Here is a 13,508-nt window from a genome sequence, read left to right as displayed (position 1 = left end):
CGCGCGGCAAGGGGTCCGGCGTCCGCGCCGCGCCTCGCGTGGCTGCGCGCGCGACGCTGGGACGGCGCGTCATCCTGTGTTAAGCTGCGCGCGCGAATAGCCGTTCGGGGATTCGAGTGACGGGCCCGCCCGAGCGAAACGGGCCACATGCGCGGGATGGAAAGTTGATCGCCATGGGCGACGATTGGAAAGACAAGCAGGCCAGGCCTGCGGCCAGCACGATCCGCTCCGGCGCGACGGCGGGGATGATGCTCGCGGGCGCGGTCGGCCTGCTGGCCCTGCCCAGCGCCGTGCTCGCCTTCACCACCCGCTTCGATGCCGGCAACGCTGCCGCGCCGTCCGCCGGTTCGGCGATCGAGGCCAAGGCGCCTTCGGCCGATCTCGCCAATGCGATTCCCTTGCGCTCGCTCGCCAAGGGCCAGCTCTTTCCGTTCACGCCGGCCGAAACGCCCGACCAGCCAGACCGCTCGGTCACGGTGGCAGTGCGCGTCGATGCCGCGACGGCCGAGGCGATTACCGTGCGCGGTCGCGCGCCCGGCTCGGGCGACGGCGATCCGGGCAAGCTGCGGATCGCCTCGAGCGCGTTCAACCTCGGCGTTTCGCGCGGCTATCGCGGTTTCTCGCAGGATCTCGCCGCCGCGCAGCGCCAGCCGAGTGGCGAGTTGCCTGATCTCGGCGCCTATAGCCTCGAACCGGGCACCGACAGCGACGGCGCGCGCTTCAGCCCGCGCATCTCGATCGACGAGAAACAGGCGTCCGGTCGCGCGCCCCGCACTTTTGCGGGCGACGCCGGCGAAGTCGACCTGGGCGGGGCCTACCGCGTGACCAAGAATCTCGATGTCACCGCGGGCGTGCGCTATTCGCAGGATCGCGAGCGGCTCGTCCCGCTGACCGACGGCAAGCAGGACAGCCAGGCCGTCTACGTCGGAACCCAGTTCCGCTTCTAGCCGCGACATTCCGGTCGCGACATCGCGGGCCGACCATGACATCGCCGGGGCGTTTGCTACAACCGCAAGGCCCGATGCGCAAAAAACCGCGATGAGTCGCCAAGCCCCTATTGCGGACCCCTGCCGCCTTTCATAGCAAGTGTCAGGAGATGCCTGATCGGGAGCTTAGGAAAATGGCAAAAGTCGCAATCGTTACTGGCGGTACCAGAGGTATCGGCGCGGCCATATCGCTCGCGCTGAAGGACCGCGGCCACACCGTCGTCGCCAACTACGCGGGCAACGACGAGAAGGCGAAAGCCTTTTCCGACGAGCACGGCATCCCCGTCTACAAGTGGGACGTCGGTGACCATGAGGCGACGATCGCCGGGTGCGAGAAGGTCGCCGAAGAGGTCGGCGCGGTCGACATCGTCGTCAACAACGCGGGCATCACCCGCGACGGCGTGCTGCACAAGATGACGTTCGAAGACTGGAACGACGTCATGCGGATCAATCTGGGCGGCTGTTTCAACATGGCCAAGGCAACCTTCCCCGGCATGCGCGCGCGCGGCTGGGGCCGCATCGTCAACATCGGCTCGATCAACGGCCAGTCGGGCCAGTACGGGCAGGTGAACTACGCGGCGGCGAAGTCCGGCATCCACGGCTTCACCAAGGCGCTGGCGCAGGAAGGTGCGAAGTACGGGGTGACGGTCAATGCGATCGCGCCCGGCTACATCGATACCGACATGGTCGCCGCCGTTCCCGCGCCGGTGCTCGAGAAGATCGTCGCCAAGATCCCGGTCGGCCGCCTCGGCCAGCCTTACGAGATCGCTCGCGGCGTCGCCTTCCTGTGCTCGGACAACGCCGGCTTCGTGACCGGATCGACGCTCTCGATCAACGGCGGCCAGCACATGTACTGAGAAAGGACCGGGCATGGACGCTACCGCGAGCGAGGCACCGGACGAACCGCCGCGCGGCGGCATCGCGCTCCGCCCGCTCCTCGCGCTCGCCGCGCCCGCGCTCGCCATCACGGCGGGCAAGCTCGCGCTCTCGTCCGACCTCGCCGCCGCCTATCCGGCGAGCGCGGTGCTGCTGTTCACCTGGCTTTGCGCCGACAGCCTCTGCCTTGGCTTGATGGCACGCGATTCGCGCAGGCGGCCCGCTCCGCGCGCCGTCGCCGGCGCACTCGCCACCGCGGCCTGCGTGGTCGCGCTCGGTCTTCCCGCGAACTTGCGCGAAACGCTGCTGGCGATGCCGCCGCTGCCGCTCGCGATGGCGCTGACGCTGGGGCTCTACCTGGGCTGGAGCGCCCTGGTCGCACGCGCGCGGTTCCGCGCGGCGCGAGCCGAGAACGGCCATGGCTGGACCGCGGCGGCGGAGACGATCGTACCGCCCGCGCTGCTCCGCTTCGCCCGCACCGAAATCGCTCTGCTAAGGCTCGCGCTGTTCCGCTGGCGCGCCGAGCCGGAGGTCCCGGCGGGCAGCACTGGTTATGCCTACCACCGCCATCTCGCGCCGATGATGATCACGCTGCTGGTGCTGCAGTTCATCGAGATCGGCGTCGTGCACCTGCTGGTGGGGCTGTGGAGCGCGCGGGCGGCGCTGATCCTGTTCGCGCTCAGCATGGCCGGTCTCGTCTACCTCGTCGGGCTGATCAAGTCGCTACGTCTGATGCCGGTGCTGCTCGGCGGGACCGGCCTGCGCGTGCGCGCCGGCCTGCTGATCGACCAGCATATCGCCTGCGCGCAGATCGCGGAGATAGCGACAAGCTTCGATCGCGAAACGATCGATGCACGCACAACGCTTAACGCGGCGCTGCTCGCATGGCCCAACGTCCTGCTGCGCCTGCGCGAACCGATCGTGCGGCCGGGCCTGCTGCGGACGCGGCGGATCGAGGCCGTGGCGTTCCGGCTCGACGATCCCGCGCCGTTCCTCGCCGCGCTGCGCGAACGGTTCGACGGTCAGCCGATCCAGTAACCCACGACCTTCCAGTCCGCTCCCTCGCGCACGAGAGAGAGCGTCTCGACCGTATCGGGCTCGTTCGCGAAGCTCGTCCGGAACTTCACCATCTCGACGCTGGCGGGCGGAGCGGGCACGCTCTCCTGCGCCGAAACCGTGCGCGAAACGACCGCGCCCAGCGGCGGTCGGACCCGTTCGGACAGCGACGCCCAGGTCTCGAGCGTGTTGAGGTCGCGGAACGCTTCGGCCGTGCGCGACCAGCTCTCGCTCCAGTCGCCCTCGTCGACGAGCGCGAGCCATGCGCGTGCGGCGCGCACCTGCTCCGATTCGGCCGCGACGGGAGCGGACGCGCCAGGCGCCGCCGCGAGAGCGGGAGCGCGCCGGACCTCGCGCGCATCCGGCGAAAGCGATGATACCGCGACGGCGGTGACCAGAATCGCGGTGGCGAGCACGGGAACAGACATGAAGAGCATTCCTCTGCTGAGCCGGGCGGGGCGCGATCGCCGCGCCGGGCCGATGGGCGATGCGTGCTCGTGTCGCACGGCATGCGCCGCTTGGCCTTCCCCCAAAGGCTTGTCCGCGAGAAAATCGGGGCCCCGCGCCACTGCCCCAGGATCGTCCCGCGCCTCGCCTTCCGCCTCGCGCAGCAGCCGTGCCGCCTCGCGGCTGCTCGACGCCGACATCTTGCGCCGCGCGTAGCGCAGCCGCTCGTTGATGGTGTGGACCGAGAGCCCGAGCTTGCTGGCCATCGACTTGGCATCGTGGCCCTGCAGGATCAGGCGGAGAGTCTGCTTCTCCTTCTCGGTCAGGGCCTCGTGGCCTTCTCCGCTTTTCGTGCGTGCTCCCGTCGTCATGACCGGAACCTTGAGCCCGCGCCTTGCCGCACGCCACCCCAAAAAAATCGTATGTCCGGGCAAGCCGCCCGGCTAGACGGGGCGGTCATGACCCCGCTGTTCCATCCGCCGGTGAAGCGCTCGATCGAGATCGCCGGGCACAAGACCTCGATCAGCCTCGAACCGGTCTTCTGGGACATGCTCAGGGCGCGCGCGGCCAGCGAGGGCGTGCCGATCAACGCGCTGGTCGCGCGGATCGACGCGCTGCGGATCGAGGCGGAGACGCCGCCGGGGCTGGCGAGCGCGATTCGCGTCTGGCTGGTCTCGCGCGATCAGTGAATCGCGGCCGGGGCGCCGGGTGCGTCGCCGTTCGCCTCGAGATCGGCGATAAGCCGCTCCATCTCGCCGATCTCGCGCACCTGCGCGTCGATGATCTCGTTGGCGAGTTCGCGCACGCGCGGGTCGGATATCCGCGCGCGGCGGCTGGTCATGATCGCGATCGAATGGTGCGGGATCATCGCCTTCATGTAAGACACGTCGCCCACTGTATCCTGGCTGCGCACGAGCCAGAGCGAGCCGGCGAAAGCGGCGACGGCCAGCCCGAGGATGAGCTGATTGACGCGGACCCGGCGATACATGCCCCACATGAACAGCAGCATGATCACCGCCATGACCGCGCCCATCAGCAGCGCCATCCACATCCGCGTCTGGCTGAACCAGACATGCGCGTACTCGTAGGTGTTGAGGTACATGAGCCCGTACATCACCACCGTCGATGTCGCGATCATCGCGAAAAAGCGCCGGTAGGGCATTCCGGCCTGCCCGTTTTCCTGTCGCATGAACGAGAAGCGGACGAAACCGCGAAGGGTTCCGCCCGCTTCTCCTGTCAACGTGCGCCTCTCGGCGGCGCCGCGCCTCAGTATGTCGAGGGCGGGTCGCTTGCCGGGAAGCTTTCGTCGCTCGCTTCGTCGATCTTGCTCCACGACTTGGGCGGTTCCTTCATCGCTTCGGGACCCGCGTCGCGAACCTGGCCGCCGGCATAGGCGGCTTCGTTGTCCCGCGTCGCGTATTTGTAGAGCGCATAGCCGGCGGCGCCCGCGACAGCCATCTTGATCAGACCCATGTGTTCCTCCTGTGAGGGTTTGCACACGAGAAACGCGTCAGCCGGGCTCGGGTTTCCGGCACCGGCAAGTCGCTCGTCGACGACGAATCCCGGTCCGGCGGAGTCTTCAGTCGCCGCCGACGCGCTCGATCTCCGCGCCGATCAGCGAGAGCTTCTCCTCCAGCCGCTCGTAGCCGCGATCGAGGTGATAGAGCCGGTGGACCTGTGTCTCGCCCTCGGCGGCGAGCCCCGCGATAACGAGGCTCATCGAGGCGCGCAGGTCGGTCGCCATGACTTCGGCGCCGGACAGCTTCTCGACCCCGTGAACGATCGCGGTGCGGCCCGAGGTCTCGATATGCGCGCCCATCCGGTTGAGTTCGGGGACGTGCATGTAGCGGTTCTCGAAGATCGTCTCGTTGAGCACGCTCGTCCCCTCGGCGAGGCACAGCAGCGACATGAGCTGCGCCTGCATGTCGGTCGCGAAACCGGGATAGGGCGCGGTCGAAAGCGTCACCGCGCGCGGCCTGCCCTGCGCGGCGACGTAAAGACCATCGGCGCGCGGCTCGACATGGACGCCCGCCTGGCGCAACGCCGCGACGGTCGCTTCCATCTCGGCGATCTCCGCCCCCGCGAGCAGCACGTCGCCACCCGTGATCGCCGCCGCGCAAGCGTAGGACCCCGCCTCGATGCGATCGGACATGACCCGGTAGGTCGCGCCGTACAGCCGGGGCACGCCGTGAACGGTGATGTCGCTGGTGCCGATTCCCTCGATCCTGGCGCCCATCGCCGTCAGCAGCCGGCACAAGTCGACGATCTCGGGCTCGCGCGCGGCGTTGTGAAGTGTCGTCTTGCCCTTGGCGAGCACGGCCGCCATCAGCACGTTCTCGGTCGCGCCGACCGAGACGATCGGGAACGAGAAACGCCCGCCGGGCAGCCCGCCGTCGGGCGCGATCGCGCGCACGTAACCGGCGGCAAGCTCGATCTCTGCGCCCAGCGCCTCGAGGGCCTTCAAGTGCAGGTCGATCGGACGGTTGCCGATGGCGCAGCCGCCCGGCAGCGAGACCGTCGCCTCGCCCATGCGCGCCAGCATCGGCCCCAGTACGAGGATCGAGGCGCGCATCTTGCGCACCAGGTCGTAGGGCGCGACCGAGCTGGTGATTCGCGGTGCCTCGAGCGTCATCACCCGGCCGAAGTCCTCCGGACGCGATCCGGCGATGGTGGTCGAGACGCCGAACTGGTTCATCAGGTGCTGGAACCCGTCGATGTCGGCCAGCCGCGGCAGGTTGCGCAAGGTGAGCGGCTCGTCGGTCAGCAAGGCGCAGGGAAGCAGCGTGAGCGCGGCGTTCTTGGCGCCCGAAATCGGAATGGTACCGGAAAGCCTGCGGCCGCCGCGAATGATGATCTTGTCCATGTCCGGCGTTTAGCGCGAAACGCTCACGCGGCAAGGGAGCCATCGCCGAGCGGATTGGTGCAAGCATCGGTTGCGGCGCAGCATCAATGCATCCTAGAGAGAGCCGCACCCAAGGAGGATCGATCCGGCATGCCAGCAGCCCAGTACAACAAGCCCGTCCGCAAGGCCGTATTCCCCGTCGCGGGCCTCGGCACGCGCTTTCTGCCCGCGACCAAGGCCATCCCCAAGGAGCTGCTGCCGATCGTCGACCGCCCGCTCATCCAGTACGCGGTCGACGAAGCCCGCGAAGCCGGCATCGAGGAATTCATCTTCGTGACCGGACGCGGCAAGACCGCGATCGTCGAGCACTTCGACACCGCTTTCGAACTCGAAGCGACGATGAACGAGCGCGGCAAGCCGCTCTCGCCGCTCGACCCGACCCGCATCCTGCCCGGCAACCTCGTCACCGTCCGCCAGCAGGTGCCGATGGGGCTCGGCCACGCGATCTGGTGCGCCCGCGCGGTCGTCGGCGACGAGCCGTTCGCGATCTTCCTGCCCGACGAGCTGATGCACGGCAGCCCGGGCTGCATGGCGCAGATGGTCGAGGCCTACAACGAAGTGGGCGGCAACCTGATCTCGGTGCTCGAAGTGCCCAGGGACGAGGTCTCCAGTTACGGCGTCATCTCACCGGGCGCGGCCTCGGGCAGCCTGACCGAAGTCACCGGCCTGGTCGAAAAGCCCAAGGTCGAGGATGCCCCCTCCAACCTCATCATTTCGGGCCGCTACATCCTCCAGCCCGAGGTCATGCGCACGCTCGAAACGCAAGGGAAGGGCGCGGGCGGCGAGATCCAGCTCACCGACGCGATGGCCAGGATGATCGGCACGCAGCCGTTCCACGCCGTGACCTTCGCCGGACGGCGGTTCGACTGCGGATCGAAGATCGGCTTCGTCGAGGCCACGCTCGCGCTGGCGCTCGAACGCGAGGACATGGGCGCGGACGTCCGCGAGATCGCGACGCAGTTGCTGGGCGCTTGACCGCGGAGCCGGGTGAGACCCTCCGACGGAAACCCGATCCGATCCGGACAAAGACAATGCGCGCGGCGAAGCCTATCAAACGATAGCGGCGGCGCGAAACCGCGCGAGACAACCCGCGCGCCCGCTTCGATGCGGTGCAGTCGAACCCGTGTGCGGCCAAGTCCTCGCGGCGGTTAATCGCGCGACCATCATATATTCGTTTCGCCAAGTACTTGTACCTTGCGCCCTCGTGGGGTTAACTGCTCGCAGCGGGGGGAAGGGAATCGCCGAGGTTCGGCGTCGCGGGCGAATGGCCGGAGCCGAATCCGGCCGTTCGCATTCCAGCTTGGGGGAATTCACGTGAGCGCAAATCGGCTTGCAATCTGGGGACCGGTAGCAGCAGCCCTTGTCGTCGGCTCCGCCGTGCCGGCGCGCGCGGCAAGCGATACGCCCTCGGCCGCGTCCAGCTTCGTCGTCGGCACATCGGGAACCACTTGCGAGGCGCAGAGCGTGAGCATGGGCGGCCTGCGCCAGTCGATCTTCGAGCGCAAATGGGTCGTGCTGTGCAGCGACGTTTCGCTGCCCGTGGGCACCGCCTATGCTTTCGAACCGAGCATCGACCCGCTGGCGCGGGTGGCGCCCGCGCGCGAGGAAGCGCTCGAGTGCGACGCGGCCCGGCCGGTCGAAACGGCGGGCGGCGCGTCCGTTCAGGGCCGTTCGTGCACGGGCCGCGAGTCGGGTCTCGAATGGCGCAGCTATTCTACGAGCGCGAACGGCAAGACCTACGTCGTCGAGGGCCTGGCCGGCTATGACAGCGCGCTGCGGCTCACCATCGCCAATCTCGCGACCGACAGCATCGTTCCGGGCGAAGTCGCCATCGCCGCGATCGGATCGGGCGGATCGCGCTCGATCATCCAGTCGCGCAGCCTCGTGGTCGATGCCGAAACGCTCGTCGGCGAGGGCTATCGCGGCAACAGCGCGGGGGCTTTCGCCGAGGCCGCGCAGGCCTTCGCTTCTGCTCCGGCGCTGATCGAGGCCGACAGCGGCACGCTCGAATCGCGCGCGGTGCGGCTGCACGAGGCCAAGATCAATCGCGCGCTGCAACTTTCGAACCTCGGCAATTTCGAGCAGGCCGACCGCCTCTTCGCCGAGGCCGAGGCGGACGGCGTGACCGATCCGATCCAGGTCCGCCTGACGCGCAACTACACCGCGATCCATGCGCTCAATCGCGGCGACCGGGCCGAAGCGATCCGCATTCTCGACGGCGAAGTGCCGCCGCTGATGGCCTCGCCGATGGTGGACGGCGACACGGTCAGCATCGATTCGTTCACCGCCGCCGGGCTCAACTCCACCGAGGAAGGCGGGGTTTCGGGGATTCTCGGACAACCGACCCGGCTTTCGCCGCAGGAGCGCGCGACGATCATCGACGCCCAGGCGCTGCAACTGCGCGGCACCGCCAAGCGGCTGAGCGGCGACGTCGCGGGCGCGCGCGCCGACCTCGCGACCGCGTTGCAGACCGCAGTGAGCGTGCGCAACGGTCGCGTCGCCTCGATCGCGCGGCTGCGCGCGCAGATCTATTCCGAACTCGCGATCACCTACGAGGCCGAGGGCAAATATGGCGAGGCCGAGGCCTATCTGCGCCGCGCGCTCGAACTCGTCGAGTTCCAGTATCCCGACAGCACCTCGGTCAACATGGCGCGCGCGCGCATGGCGGGCTTCCTCGCGCGTCGCGGCGAGGAGCAGGAGGCACGCGCCACCTACCGCGCCATCGTCGAGAACGTCGCCACCGCGCGCGGCCAGATCACCGGCTTCGAGAACCTGATGCGCCCCTATTTCGACATGCTGGTGGCGCGGGGCGATTCGTCGCCCGAGGCGGTTTCCGAATTGTTCGACGTCGCCCAGCTCGTGCCGCGCCCGGGCGCCGCCGACACGCTGATCCAGCTTTCGCGCGAACTCGAATCGGGCCGTGGCGAAGCGGCGCAGCTCTATCGCCGGGGGCAGGACATCAGCCGCGAGCTCGAACGCGCACGGATCGAGCTCGCGCGGCTCGAGGCGGCCGAATCCGCCGGCGCCGCGACGCCCGAACTGGCCGCGGTGCAGGACAAGGTCGAGCGCCTCGCGACCGAGCAGCGCGAGACCGTCAATGCACTGTCCGCCTATCCCTCGTACCGCGCCGTCGCGTCGGGCACGATCACGCTCGACGAGCTGCGCGGCATGCTGGGCAGCGGCGAGGCCTATCTCAAGATGGTCGAGCTTGCTGGCTCGGACTACGCGATCTACGCCTCGCCCACGCGCCTGACCGCGTGGAAGCTGCCGATCGATTCGGCCAAGCTCGACGCGCTGGTGACGACGATGCGCGACAGCATCTCGATCGTGATCAACGGCGTGCAGACCACCTATCCGTTCCAGATCGGAGCATCCGCCGAACTCTACGACGCGCTGCTCGGGCCGGTCGCGGGCGATCTCGCGTCGGTGAAGCACATCGTTTTCGAGCCCGACGGAGCGATGCTCGAATTGCCGCTCAACCTGCTCACCGGCGACAGCGTCGGGATCGAGGCCTATCGCGCCAAGGTCGCCAGAGGCGGCGACGAATACGACTTCACCGGCATAGACTGGCTCGGCCGCAACCGCGCGGTCAGCACCGCGATCTCGGCGGCGAGCTTCCGCGACGCGCGCAACGCGCCGGTCTCGGCCGCGAGCAAGTCGTTCCTCGGCCTCGGGCAGAACGCCCCGCTCGGCGGCAGCGGCATCTCCGGCGGCATGCGCAACGCCATGCTGACCACCGACGGCGGCGACGCCGGATGCCTGTGGCCCGCCGAAGTCTGGAACAATCCGATTTCCGCGAGGGAGCTGGTCTCGGCGACGAACGTGCTCGATCGCGGCGGGGCGACGCTGCTGACCGGCAGCGAGTTCACCGACACGGCGGTGAAGACGCGCGATGACCTCGCCGACTACCGCATCCTGCATTTCGCGACGCACGGTCTCGTGACAGCGCCGGCCATGGGCTGCCCGGTGCGCCCGGCGCTGCTGACCTCGTTCGGCGGCCCGCAGTCGGACGGGCTGCTCTCGTTCTCCGAGATCTTCGACCTCAAGATCGACGCCAACCTTGTCGTGCTCTCGGCCTGCGACACCGCCGGCGGCGCGAGCCTCGAGGCGACCAAGGAAGCCGGCGTCGTCGGCGGCGGCGGGCAGTCGCTCGACGGGCTGGTGCGCGCCTTCATCGCCGCGGGCGGCCGCCAGATCGTCGCCAGCCACTGGCCCGCACCCGACGACTACGACGCGACCGAGCGCCTTTTCACCAACTTCTACCGAGACAAGACCGCCTCGACGGGCGAGGCGCTGCGGCAGGCGGAACTTGCCCTGATGGACGATCCGGATACCTCGCATCCGTTCTACTGGGCGGGTTTCGCGATCATCGGCGACGCCGCGAAGCCCATCGCCGGCGACTGATCCGATGGCTCCGGCCGAGGGATCGACGCGGGGCGGGAGCCTTGACCTGCTCCGCAAGGGCTGGCGCAGCGTCCGGGCCGCCAGCGCGCTGCGCATGGCGAGCACCGGCGTCGTCTTGCTGCTCGCGCTGCTGATCGCGCGCTATAGCTGGTATCTGCCCGCGTTCAGCGACGCCGAGCGCTCGCTTTACGACGTGCGCGCGTTCCAGACCGCCGAGCACGTGCCGCAGGACGAGCGGGTCCTGATCGTCGCCTATACCGAACAGACCCTGATCAAGGCCGAAAAGCGTTCGCCGCTCGATCGCGGGATGCTCGCGCGCGCCTTGCGCCAGCTCGACACGATGGGCGCGAAGGCGATCGGCATCGACATCCTGTTCGACCAGCCGCAAGCCGAGGACGCCGAACTGATCGCGGCGCTGCGCGCGATGAAGACCCCGGTCAGCATCGGCTACACCACCTTCGAGGGCAACGCGCAGAACATCGTCTACGAGCAGCAGGCCTACCTCGATGCCTTCCTCGACGCGCTGAAGGGCACGCGCGCGGGTCCGGCGAGCATCCGGCTCAACTACGAGGATGGCGTCGCACGGCGCTGGCCCGAGCGGCTGCCCGGCTTTCCCCTGCTGCTCGGCAAGGCCATGCTGGAGAAGGCCGGCGACCCCGCTTGGAAGCCTTTCGATCGCTATTCCGGCGCGATCCGCTATCGATTGCCAGCGACCGAGGCGCCGATCTATTCGGCGCTCGAGATCGATCTCTTCGCCGACCCGGCGCTGCTCGAGATCCCCGAGTTGTCGCAGCAGATCGCGCAGCAGGTGCGCGGCCGCTACGTGCTCATCGGCGGCGAGATCGTCGATACCGACCGGGTGGAAACGGCTTTCACGCCCTTCCTCCCCGACTGCCAGATGCAGGAGGCCGCGGACGGTACCGAGTCTTGCGTCCGGCCGATCGAGGATCTCTCGCCGGCGCCGCCCGGAATCCGGGTCCACGCGACGATGATCTCGCAGATGCTCGACGGAGCGACGCTGCCCCACCTCGCGCCGTGGCAGCTTTGGCTCGCGGCGATCCTGTGGGTGGTCGCGGCGGGGCTCACCAGCCTCATCGAGACGCGGATCTCGCGGATGATGCCGTTCCTGGTGCTTCAGCTCGGCCTCATCGCCGGCATCCCGTTCTCGATGCAGGCGCAGGGCTTCGACACGCTCGGCCTGCCCGCGGTGGGCTGGATCATCGCCTGGGCGCTGGGGCTGTTCGCGGTGTCCTCGCTGGTGCGCGCATCGAGCGCGGTCGAGCGGCAGTTCGCGCAGACCGCGCTCGGCAAGTACCTGCCCGAGGACATCGCGCAGGAGATCATCGACCATCCCGACCGGCTCGCGCTCAGCGGCGCCAAACGTGAGCTGTTCATCCTGTTCAGCGACCTGGAAGGCTTTACCGAGCTGTCGCATCAGCTCGCGCCCGAGCAGGTCGCCAAGCTGCTCAACGACTATCTCGATCGGCTGAGCGCGGTCGTGCTCGAGCATGGCGGGATCATCGACAAGTACGTCGGCGACGCGGTGGTCGCGTTCTGGGGCGCGCCGATCTCACGGCCCGACGACGGCCGCAAGGCCGCGCTCGCCGGCTATGCGATGTGGCAGGCGGGCGAGGACTTCCGCAAGAGCATGGCGCCGGGCATGCCGCGTGTGGGCAAGACCCGCGTCGGCATGCATTTCGGCGAAGCGGTGGTCGGCAACTTCGGCGGCGAGCGCCGCATCCAGTACACCGCGCTCGGCGATGCGATGAACACTGCGGCGCGGCTCGAATCGGCCAACAAGGCGCTCGACTCGGCGGTCATGGCGAGCCGCGAGTTCGCCGAGCGTTCGGGGCTCGACTGGTGGCGGCCGATGGGCCGCGTGACGCTGCGCGGGCGCGCCAGCCCGGTCGAGCTATTCGAGCCAGCTCCGCAATTTCCCGAAGAAGATCGCGCCGAACTGACGCGGGCGATGGCGGTTTTGAGTTCCGATCCGGAAGAATCGATCGCGATAGTGCGAAAGCTCACAGACAAGCATCCTGCTGACAGGGCATTACTGTGTCTGCTAAAAAGACTTTCGGAGTGTGAAAGGGACAATGCATATGTACTGGGGTAAGGGAGCGGCAGTACTGCTTGCGGCCACGACCCTGGCATTGCCGCACATGGCGATGGCGGGAATCGTGGTGGCCTCGAGCGGTCCATCGGCCAGCAAGTATCCGGCAGGCACCAAGCTCGACGATTCGGCGTCGATCACGCTGCGCGCGGGCGATTCGGTCACCATCCTCGACGGCAGCGGAACCCGCGTCCTGCGCGGTCCGGGCGCGCAAAAGGTCGGCGCATCGGGGATGCCCCCGCGCACGATGGCCTTCAACGCGCTGGTCCGGCCGTCGCGCGTCCGGACCGGAGCGGTGCGCGGCTCGGGCAGCACCGCGCGCAACACCAACATCTGGAATGTCGATGCGACCGGCAACGGGCGGATGTGCATCGTCAATCCAGGGGCGGTGAGCATCTGGCGGCCGAACGGCGCCAACGCCTCGTCCTATTCGGTGAGCGCGCTCGACGGATCGGGTGATTCGTCGGTCTCGTTCAACAGCAACGCCTATGTCGGAACCTGGCGTCCGGCGGGCGCGGCCATCGCGAACGGATCGACCTACCGCATCAGCGGACAGGGCATGAGCCGCGACGTGACTTTCGTGGTTCTCGCCGAACAGCCGCAGACGCCGGAGGAATTGGCAAGTGCACTGATTGCGAACAAGTGCACGGCACAACTGCAAATGCTGACCGATACAATGGCATTACCAAGCAGTTGACGATACACAGAACTTGCCCGCGGGCAGTTC

General features: G+C 68.3%; 12 protein-coding genes. 8 read left to right on the top strand and 4 right to left on the bottom strand.

Going from position 1 to position 13,508, the window contains the following annotated elements; translation table 11 throughout:
* Positions 1–173 precede the first annotated feature (173 nt).
* The 3 genes from B2G71_RS20980 to B2G71_RS20970 all read left to right on the top strand — a co-directional run bounded on the left by B2G71_RS20980 (position 174) and on the right by B2G71_RS20970 (position 2,900).
* Positions 174–947, top strand: coding sequence for a hypothetical protein (locus B2G71_RS20980; protein WP_240530270.1), 774 nt, complete (start codon positions 174–176; stop codon positions 945–947).
* Between the two features lie 173 nt (positions 948–1,120).
* The gene (gene phbB, locus B2G71_RS20975; protein ID WP_098108615.1) at positions 1,121–1,843 is read left to right on the top strand and encodes an acetoacetyl-CoA reductase; all 723 of its coding nucleotides are present in this window, start codon (positions 1,121–1,123) and stop codon (positions 1,841–1,843) included.
* Positions 1,844–1,856: 13 nt separating this feature from the next.
* Entirely contained in the window at positions 1,857–2,900 is a 1,044-nt protein-coding gene (locus B2G71_RS20970) for a hypothetical protein (RefSeq protein ID WP_098108614.1), read from the top strand.
* Here B2G71_RS20970 and B2G71_RS20965 read toward each other — a convergent pair.
* Complete coding sequence (locus tag B2G71_RS20965) at positions 2,885–3,736, bottom strand: DUF4019 domain-containing protein (protein WP_098108641.1); 852 nt, start codon at positions 3,734–3,736, stop codon at positions 2,885–2,887. The two genes, B2G71_RS20970 and B2G71_RS20965, sit on opposite strands and share 16 nt — an antisense overlap.
* 87 nt (positions 3,737–3,823) lie before the next feature.
* Here B2G71_RS20965 and B2G71_RS20960 point away from each other — a divergent pair, with 87 nt between their 5' ends.
* A complete protein-coding gene (locus tag B2G71_RS20960) occupies positions 3,824–4,054 on the top strand; it encodes a ribbon-helix-helix domain-containing protein (RefSeq protein WP_098108613.1) in 231 nt (76 codons plus the stop codon).
* Here the strand turns inward: B2G71_RS20960 and B2G71_RS20955 are convergent.
* The 3 genes from B2G71_RS20955 to murA all read right to left on the bottom strand — a co-directional run bounded on the left by B2G71_RS20955 (position 4,048) and on the right by murA (position 6,228).
* Positions 4,048–4,554, bottom strand: a complete 507-nt coding sequence (locus B2G71_RS20955; protein WP_206049476.1) for a DUF305 domain-containing protein — start codon at positions 4,552–4,554, stop codon at positions 4,048–4,050. The two genes, B2G71_RS20960 and B2G71_RS20955, sit on opposite strands and share 7 nt — an antisense overlap.
* Before the next feature lie 77 nt (positions 4,555–4,631).
* Positions 4,632–4,838: a hypothetical protein gene (locus tag B2G71_RS20950; protein ID WP_098108611.1), complete on the bottom strand. Its 207-nt coding sequence runs from the start codon at positions 4,836–4,838 to the stop codon at positions 4,632–4,634.
* A 106-nt stretch (positions 4,839–4,944) separates the two neighbouring features.
* A complete protein-coding gene (gene murA / locus B2G71_RS20945) occupies positions 4,945–6,228 on the bottom strand; it encodes a UDP-N-acetylglucosamine 1-carboxyvinyltransferase (RefSeq protein WP_098108610.1) in 1,284 nt (427 codons plus the stop codon).
* A gap of 129 nt (positions 6,229–6,357) precedes the next feature.
* Between murA and B2G71_RS20940 the strand changes: the two genes are divergently transcribed.
* The 4 genes from B2G71_RS20940 to B2G71_RS20925 all read left to right on the top strand — a co-directional run bounded on the left by B2G71_RS20940 (position 6,358) and on the right by B2G71_RS20925 (position 13,478).
* Entirely contained in the window at positions 6,358–7,242 is an 885-nt protein-coding gene (locus B2G71_RS20940; protein ID WP_098108609.1) for a UTP--glucose-1-phosphate uridylyltransferase, read from the top strand.
* 339 nt (positions 7,243–7,581) lie between these two features.
* Positions 7,582–10,671, top strand: a complete 3,090-nt coding sequence (locus tag B2G71_RS20935) for a CHAT domain-containing protein (RefSeq protein ID WP_240530269.1) — start codon at positions 7,582–7,584, stop codon at positions 10,669–10,671.
* A gap of 4 nt (positions 10,672–10,675) precedes the next feature.
* On the top strand, positions 10,676–12,784 hold the full coding sequence (locus B2G71_RS20930; RefSeq protein WP_098108608.1) for an adenylate/guanylate cyclase domain-containing protein: 2,109 nt from the start codon (positions 10,676–10,678) through the stop codon (positions 12,782–12,784).
* Positions 12,771–13,478 (top strand): hypothetical protein, encoded by a 708-nt coding sequence (locus B2G71_RS20925; RefSeq protein WP_141521651.1) that lies wholly within the window; start codon positions 12,771–12,773, stop codon positions 13,476–13,478. Before B2G71_RS20930 ends, B2G71_RS20925 begins: the two co-directional genes overlap by 14 nt.
* Positions 13,479–13,508 lie beyond the last annotated feature (30 nt).

Source organism: Novosphingobium sp. PC22D (genome assembly GCF_002556635.1).
Classification (GTDB): domain Bacteria; phylum Pseudomonadota; class Alphaproteobacteria; order Sphingomonadales; family Sphingomonadaceae; genus Novosphingobium.
This window is presented reverse-complemented; position numbering and strand designations above follow the sequence as displayed.

Excerpts from the sequence above, each read along its gene's own strand:
- B2G71_RS20980 (WP_240530270.1), top strand. The coding sequence starts at position 174 with ATGGGCGACGATTGGAAAGACAAGCAGGCCAGGCCTGCGGCCAGCACG.
- B2G71_RS20965 (WP_098108641.1), bottom strand. The coding sequence starts at position 3,736 with ATGACGACGGGAGCACGCACGAAAAGCGGAGAAGGCCACGAGGCCCTG.
- B2G71_RS20955 (WP_206049476.1), bottom strand. The coding sequence starts at position 4,554 with ATGCGACAGGAAAACGGGCAGGCCGGAATGCCCTACCGGCGCTTTTTC.
- B2G71_RS20930 (WP_098108608.1), top strand. The coding sequence starts at position 10,676 with ATGGCTCCGGCCGAGGGATCGACGCGGGGCGGGAGCCTTGACCTGCTC.
- B2G71_RS20950 (WP_098108611.1), bottom strand. The coding sequence starts at position 4,838 with ATGGGTCTGATCAAGATGGCTGTCGCGGGCGCCGCCGGCTATGCGCTC.
- murA (WP_098108610.1), bottom strand. The coding sequence starts at position 6,228 with ATGGACAAGATCATCATTCGCGGCGGCCGCAGGCTTTCCGGTACCATT.
- B2G71_RS20940 (WP_098108609.1), top strand. The coding sequence starts at position 6,358 with ATGCCAGCAGCCCAGTACAACAAGCCCGTCCGCAAGGCCGTATTCCCC.
- phbB (WP_098108615.1), top strand. The coding sequence starts at position 1,121 with ATGGCAAAAGTCGCAATCGTTACTGGCGGTACCAGAGGTATCGGCGCG.
- B2G71_RS20960 (WP_098108613.1), top strand. The coding sequence starts at position 3,824 with ATGACCCCGCTGTTCCATCCGCCGGTGAAGCGCTCGATCGAGATCGCC.
- B2G71_RS20925 (WP_141521651.1), top strand. The coding sequence starts at position 12,771 with ATGTACTGGGGTAAGGGAGCGGCAGTACTGCTTGCGGCCACGACCCTG.
- B2G71_RS20970 (WP_098108614.1), top strand. The coding sequence starts at position 1,857 with ATGGACGCTACCGCGAGCGAGGCACCGGACGAACCGCCGCGCGGCGGC.